The sequence below is a fragment of the Microcoleus sp. Pol10D4 genome, assembly GCF_036701555.1.
In the GTDB taxonomy this organism is placed as follows: domain Bacteria; phylum Cyanobacteriota; class Cyanobacteriia; order Cyanobacteriales; family Microcoleaceae; genus Microcoleus.
Genome location: NZ_JAUBRA010000140.1, coordinates 1 through 5,237 on the forward strand (window position 1 = coordinate 1; position 5,237 = coordinate 5,237).

Consider the following 5,237-nt stretch of genomic DNA (forward strand, 5'->3'; position numbering starts at 1 on the left):
AGAGTTGAATTCCTTGACGGGGTAGATTCATATATCTCTTTTTTTGTCAACTTCTAATACTGTACCGACGCTCTAGGTATTGGTGACGGTTTCAGCCCTTGAGATGGTACGATTGGAGCCAAAGGCAGCGTGGTTTGAGATTGAGCATTTACCGTCGTAGTTTGTAAAACATTTACTAACGCCTTTGTCCCGGCTAATGTGCCCCCGTCAAAGTCCTGCTGTTTAAATCTGGGCGTAATTTCGGTTTTAATAATACCCACTACCTTCGCATCCGGCAAAATGCTTTGAATGCCAGAACCTGTTTCAATTTGAACACGGCGTTCCCCCGACGAAATCAACAATAAAATTCCGTTATTTTTACCTTTTTTGCCAATACCCCAAAAGTTAAATAATTCTGTAGCAAATGCTTTTGGTGTCGCCGATGGCTTAGTTTCAGTAACTGTCACAACAGCGATTTCTGAGCCGTTTTTTGCCTCTAAATCCGAAATCATTTGATTGAGCTGAATTTCGGTGCTGTCGCTGAGAATGTTTGCCTTGTCCGTTACCCAAGTGTTATTTACTTGACGGGGATTCGGTACTTCTTGTACTGTTATAGCTTGGCTCGTTACGGGAAATGCAATTGCCGAAAAGCACAGCAAAATGCTGCCGATTAATTGTTTATTGCTAAATTGTAACTGCATCGCTTCAGTCTCCTGAATAACTGCTAGTCTGAAATTGACATATATCTGTCCGCCTAATTACAATTAAATAACCAGCTCACTGTCGTGTCAATTCATATTATTCAGAAGTTGGGTTCATAAAACTCATAATTTTAGGTGCGCCATAAGCGCTTTACATTTATAGTCTAGGACGCAGGGGTGGCGAGAAACCGGGTTTTTAACCAAAATAATTGCTGAAACCCGTCAATTTCGGTTCAAAAACCCGGTTTCTTAGTTGGCGAGTGCGAACTAATTTAGATATTTTTAAGGAGAGGGAAGTTGTGGCTGAAAATTTCTGCTGCCTCTATAACCGGATAAAATAGCCAGTTTTTCCAAAGATTGCCGACCCGTGTAATATTTACCCCGAATTTCCCAAGTGGGATAAGCTTTAATATTGGCAGCTTTGCACAAATCCGGTTGAGCACCTTTGCCTCTGGGATCGCACTCAATGTAAGTAATCGCGGTAAATGCTTCTTTGCCGAAAAGTTCTTGTTGCGTGTGACAGTTAGGACACCAGTAAGCACCGTAGAGTCTAGCTTTGATTGTCTGCAAATGGGTTGCTAAAGCTATTTGATCCGGCACCGATTCGCTGCGAATCGGTGGCGCTTCTTGTTCGGTAAGAGGCTGTGTGAAAGGGGGAGGAGGAGGGAGGGTTTGTGCTAATTTTTGAGTGGGTTTATTGCTGAAACTGAACTGTGCAATTCTTCCGTCTGCTTTGGTAGTGACGAAAATCCCCAAAGTTAGGAAAATGCCGATCGCACAAAATTTGAATTTGCTTACTCTCATCTTGGATTTCATCTTGGATTTGCTAGGATTTCGCGAGCTTGATTCATAGCCTCTACAGCATTGTTTACCACAAATATCTTAAATTGTGCTAAACCTTTAAAAAAAAGTTGACTTTCGGCGCTGTGATTTAACAATATAACTTGTTTGTTAGCTTTCAGAGCGAGGGCGATTTCCGAAGCAGTGCCCGTGCCCATACCGCAGGCAATTATTACGTCAGAAGAAAGAACGTTAATGTTATTTCTGGCGTTTCCCATATCGGTGACAATGGCAATATCTACAGATTCAGAAAAGCCGCGAGTGTCATTTCCCGGAAGGATGCCGACTGTTAAACCGTTAGCTGATTTTGCTCCTTTGTTGGCGGCATACATGACGCCGACATTTCTGCCACCAGTTAGCAATATCCATCCTGCTTCGGCGATGAGTTGTCCGAGTTGATAGGCGTTTTCTAAGTCTGTTGATGTGGCACTCTCGCCGGGGCCCATGATGCCAATGATGATTTTTTTCATAGTTTTCGGGTGAATATGGTGTTATTAATACTTGCTAGTTTTTTTGCACTTTATCTACGAATGTATGTTATCATAAAAATAGTGGCTTTCTAAAAACCGCTTTTGACACAACTAACTTTCTAAAGCTTCCTAGTATTTTTACTATGAAAGAGCAAACATTTAAACTAGATGAATCTCAGATAAAATTTTTAGAACTCTGTCAAAACTATGGATTTAAAGATCCTAGTGAATTGGTTAGAATAGCGATTCAACGGTTGGAATTAGCGTTAGAAACCGAGCAGTTGAAAGAATCGGCGATGCTCTATGCGGAAGTCTATGCAGAAGAGACAGAGTTACAGGAATTGGCGGCATTAGGTTTAGAAGAATGGCCGAAAGAATAAAACTGAAACGGGGGCTAATTATTGAAGTCAATCTTGAGCCTACTAGGGGTTCTGAAACTGGAAAAATTCGACCTTGCATTATTGTGACTAACAATACTTATAATGAGAGAGTTCCTATAATTCAGGTGGTTCCAATTACTGCTTGGAGTGAAAAAAAAGCCAAGATTAGAAGTAATGTGGAGATTGAACCTTCAGAAGCAAATAGATTAACAAAAAAATCTCTTGCAGATTGTTTGCAAACGCGCCCTATAGATTATTTTTCTCGCTTGGTGGATATCCGAGGTGAAGTTGAGCCAGAGGTTTTACTAAAAATCGATCGAGCTCTTAGAATCGTGTTTGCTTTGTAATTTTTCAACTTTTTAAAGAAGGAATTATGGGCGAGGTCTTTTCTGGATATGGGTGAGAAATGGATCTCGCTCTTTTTTAACCGCAGATGGACGCTGATTAACGCAGATGCAGGAAGGGATCTCGCTCTTTTGATGAATGACGGGCGATCGCCCTTCTGAATCTGGGTGAGAAAGGGCGATCGATATTTTAGACTAATTAAAAAAGGGCGATCGCTATAATTCTAGATAGCGCTGCAAAATCTCTTGACTTTGGGAAAATAGCTCGGATTCCAATTGGCCGACTTGTTGTACTAATCTCGTTTTGTCGAAAGTCATGGGATCGACACAGACTAGCAAACTATCTGCATCTAAACCATTTTGTGGGGATGCGGGTACTAATATCGCAGCAGCAGAAATCCGAGGATCGTGAGGACGAGCCGATGTAAATGGCAAAACAGTCACTTTGCTGCGCCGCTCGTTGAACAGCGTACCAGAAATGACTAACGCAGGGCGCGTTTTGCGTATTTCTGTTCCTACTGAGGGATCAAATCTAGCTATCCAGATGCTTCCCAGTCGGTAATCGCTTGAGCTTGCCATTCCTCATCCCATCCTAAATCTAATTCGTCAATTAGCTTGCAAGCTTCTGCTAAAGCTTGGTTTTCTTGTTGTTTTCGCCATTGTTTTAAGAGAGATTCTATTAAAGCACTAGGGTTGGGCGCTTTTTGATTTACGTATGTGAGTAAGTCATCTGGCAAGCTGATAGAGATGTCGCTCATTGGCTAATCAGAATAGTTTTTTGTAATTATTTTAGCAACAATTGACTGAAATGACAATTTTTTGTTGGTTGAATTCACAAACGGAAGGGATCTCGCTCTTTTGATGAATTAGGGACGATCGCCCTTCTGAATTATTAGAAAGGGATCTCGCTCTTTTTTAACCGCAGATGGACGCAGATTAACGCGGATGCAGGAAGGGCGATCGCACTTTTCATGAATGATGGGCGAGAGCCTTTCTGAATTATTAGAAAGGGATCTCGCTATAATTCCAGATAGCGCTGCAAAATCTCTTGTGGACGAGATAGAATTCTTGATTTTCATCGAAGTGGGCGAATAGCTGCGGAATGCGATCGTGGCTACCTAAGTTGTTCAGGTGTTGAGGTTCGCTTTAAAACAGGCGTTTGGCTTCTTGCAGCAAGAAGGGATCATTGGACTGGGGCTTGAATCTTTTGACCACACATTGGGGCTTGTCGGGTAGATATTCGTCCTGTGCTAAGTAGGTTTCGCCAAATCCACCTTTACCCAATAAGCTGATTATGTAGTAATGTCCGCCAATAGTTTTGCCAATAATTATTTTGTTGTGATAATATTTTTGATAATTATCAAACACTCGGCTCGGATTCGGCGTACTTCTCTAAACCGTCGGGGAAGCAGCTTCATTAAAACTCAATAACTGCAATAAAGGCAATGACTACAAAATCCCTCGCAGATTACGATCGGGCTATTCAACTTAATCCCTACAATGCTAAGGCCTACTACAATCGGGGTAATGCCAAATCTGCCCTAGGGAAAAACAAAGAGGCGATCGCTGATTACGATCGGGCTATTAAGCTTGATTCTAACCATACTTTTGCCTACTTCGGTCGGGGTGTTGCCAAGTGTGCCCTAGGGAGAAACCAAGAGGCGATCGCAGATTACGATCGGGTTATTCAGCTTGATCCTAACAATGCTATTGCCTACAACAATCGGGGTAATTTCAAATCTGCTATTAACGACAAACAAAGTGCAATCCAAGATTACCAAAAAGCCGCTGATTTGTATAAGCAACAAGAGGATACAGGCTTTTGGTATCAACAAGCTATTGACAACGTGAAAAAACTATCCGAACCGTAGTAGCGACAAACTGAGAATAATCATGCCTTCAGATGACTCACTAACTCCTGAAAAGTATCAATCGAAATCGCCCAACTAAAACCTTCCATCTGCCGAAAAACACCCTGAGAAGGCACACTCCCATCCGCCAACTTAAACACATCAATTCCCCCCAAAGGATATTTCGATTTGCCATTAATTCCCACCAACTTACCCGAAATATTCAATACAGGCCCGCCACTCATCCCCTCGGCAATATCATTAGTGTAACCAAGTTGGTATCCACTCTCAAGGGATTGAGCGGGCAACATTCCCACTTTCCCACTCGTTAACTTAAAAGCTTTTAGCCCCCAATTCCGAGTCTTCTCTATAGAATCTGAATTAATCCCATGCCAATTCGGAAAACCCGCAGCATAAACCGCATCTCCCACCGATAGCTGATTTGAGTTTCCGATTTCCGCAACTCGATAGGTTTGAGAAGTGGTAAACTGCACTAAAGCTAAATCTACTTTACCAAACTGAGACGAACGCAGCCATTTAGCAATATGCGTCCGTCCGTCTGCTGTCAATACTTGATAAGTTTTGTCTTTATTATCACAATACTCCGGACAGTTTTTAAAGAGGAATGCGATCGCAATAAAATAGAGAAGTGAAAAAAGTGAGTGCAATCTGA

Annotated in this window: 11 protein-coding genes; 3 read left to right on the top strand and 8 right to left on the bottom strand. The window is 42.0% G+C overall.

What is annotated here, in order from left to right; genetic code table 11:
* Positions 1–53: 53 nt before the first annotated feature.
* From QUA36_RS30675 to QUA36_RS30685, 3 genes are all read right to left on the bottom strand, one after another.
* Positions 54–680 carry a TPM domain-containing protein gene (locus tag QUA36_RS30675; RefSeq protein WP_333460096.1) on the bottom strand — a complete coding sequence of 209 codons (627 nt, stop codon included), beginning with the start codon at positions 678–680 and terminating at the stop codon, positions 54–56.
* A 282-nt stretch (positions 681–962) separates the two neighbouring features.
* Positions 963–1,484: a hypothetical protein gene (locus tag QUA36_RS30680; protein ID WP_333460097.1), complete on the bottom strand. Its 522-nt coding sequence runs from the start codon at positions 1,482–1,484 to the stop codon at positions 963–965.
* 8 nt (positions 1,485–1,492) lie between these two features.
* Entirely contained in the window at positions 1,493–1,990 is a 498-nt protein-coding gene (locus tag QUA36_RS30685; RefSeq protein ID WP_333460098.1) for a TIGR00725 family protein, read from the bottom strand.
* A 143-nt stretch (positions 1,991–2,133) separates the two neighbouring features.
* Here QUA36_RS30685 and QUA36_RS30690 point away from each other — a divergent pair, with 143 nt between their 5' ends.
* Both QUA36_RS30690 and QUA36_RS30695 read left to right on the top strand, forming a co-directional pair.
* Entirely contained in the window at positions 2,134–2,370 is a 237-nt protein-coding gene (locus tag QUA36_RS30690; protein ID WP_333161337.1) for a hypothetical protein, read from the top strand.
* The gene (locus tag QUA36_RS30695) at positions 2,355–2,717 is read left to right on the top strand and encodes a type II toxin-antitoxin system PemK/MazF family toxin (RefSeq protein WP_333460099.1); all 363 of its coding nucleotides are present in this window, start codon (positions 2,355–2,357) and stop codon (positions 2,715–2,717) included. Before QUA36_RS30690 ends, QUA36_RS30695 begins: the two co-directional genes overlap by 16 nt.
* 213 nt (positions 2,718–2,930) lie before the next feature.
* Here QUA36_RS30695 and QUA36_RS30700 read toward each other — a convergent pair whose 3' ends face one another.
* The 4 genes from QUA36_RS30700 to QUA36_RS30715 form a co-directional block, all read right to left on the bottom strand.
* Entirely contained in the window at positions 2,931–3,293 is a 363-nt protein-coding gene (locus QUA36_RS30700) for a type II toxin-antitoxin system PemK/MazF family toxin (RefSeq protein WP_333460100.1), read from the bottom strand.
* Entirely contained in the window at positions 3,251–3,472 is a 222-nt protein-coding gene (locus QUA36_RS30705) for a hypothetical protein (protein WP_333168235.1), read from the bottom strand. The genes QUA36_RS30700 and QUA36_RS30705 overlap by 43 nt, the downstream gene beginning before the upstream one ends.
* A gap of 108 nt (positions 3,473–3,580) precedes the next feature.
* Positions 3,581–3,793, bottom strand: a complete 213-nt coding sequence (locus QUA36_RS30710) for a hypothetical protein (RefSeq protein ID WP_333460101.1) — start codon at positions 3,791–3,793, stop codon at positions 3,581–3,583.
* 67 nt (positions 3,794–3,860) lie between these two features.
* On the bottom strand, positions 3,861–4,082 hold the full coding sequence (locus QUA36_RS30715) for a hypothetical protein (protein ID WP_333460102.1): 222 nt from the start codon (positions 4,080–4,082) through the stop codon (positions 3,861–3,863).
* Between the two features lie 77 nt (positions 4,083–4,159).
* Here QUA36_RS30715 and QUA36_RS30720 point away from each other — a divergent pair, with 77 nt between their 5' ends.
* The gene (locus QUA36_RS30720) at positions 4,160–4,585 is read left to right on the top strand and encodes a tetratricopeptide repeat protein (protein WP_333460103.1); all 426 of its coding nucleotides are present in this window, start codon (positions 4,160–4,162) and stop codon (positions 4,583–4,585) included.
* 20 nt (positions 4,586–4,605) lie between these two features.
* On the opposite strand, the gene QUA36_RS30725 is transcribed toward QUA36_RS30720, so the two are convergent.
* Positions 4,606–5,237, bottom strand: a 632-nt coding sequence (locus tag QUA36_RS30725) for a serine protease (protein ID WP_333460104.1), incomplete at its 5' end; no start/stop codon positions are given.